The 502-nt window shown below is 50.0% G+C and carries 1 protein-coding gene; it reads left to right on the top strand.

Annotation, left to right across the window (positions count from 1 at the left end; all coding sequences use genetic code 11):
* The coding region (locus ACFFF6_RS19985) for a TonB-dependent receptor plug domain-containing protein (RefSeq protein ID WP_376983277.1) at positions 1-502 on the top strand (502 nt) is incomplete at both ends.

The following is a 502-nucleotide window of genomic DNA, read 5'->3' as shown; positions in this document are numbered from 1 at the left end:
CAGCTCGCAAGTGCTGGCACAGCAACAACAAAATAATCCAACCACGCCTGAGGAAGAAGCCGAAATTGAAGTGATTCAAGTGCGGGGCTTTGCACAAAGCTTATTTCGTTCCTTAGACACCAAACGCTTTGGTGATGTGGTATCTGAAACCATTTCGGCCGATGATCTTGGCGCACTGCCGGATGTCTCGATCGCTGATGCCCTTACCCGGTTGCCGGGTATTTCTGCAGTGCGAACGGGTGGCCAAGCGGCAGAAATTAATATTCGCGGTATGTCAGGGGGCTTTGTATTTTCTACCCTTAATGGCCGTGAGCAGGTGTCAACCAGTGGCAAACGCAATATTGAGTTTGATCAATATCCCTCGGAGCTCATTAATTCAGCTGCTGTTTATAAATCGCCTAAGGCGTCGCTTATCGAGGGCGGTGTAGCGGGTACGGTAGAATTACAGACGGCCAGCGTGCTGAGTAACCAACAGCAACATACCTTTACCGCGAATTTACGC

Source organism: Brachybacterium hainanense (genome assembly GCF_042434575.1).
GTDB classification, from domain to species: domain Bacteria; phylum Actinomycetota; class Actinomycetes; order Actinomycetales; family Dermabacteraceae; genus Brachybacterium; species Brachybacterium hainanense.
This window is presented reverse-complemented; position numbering and strand designations above follow the sequence as displayed.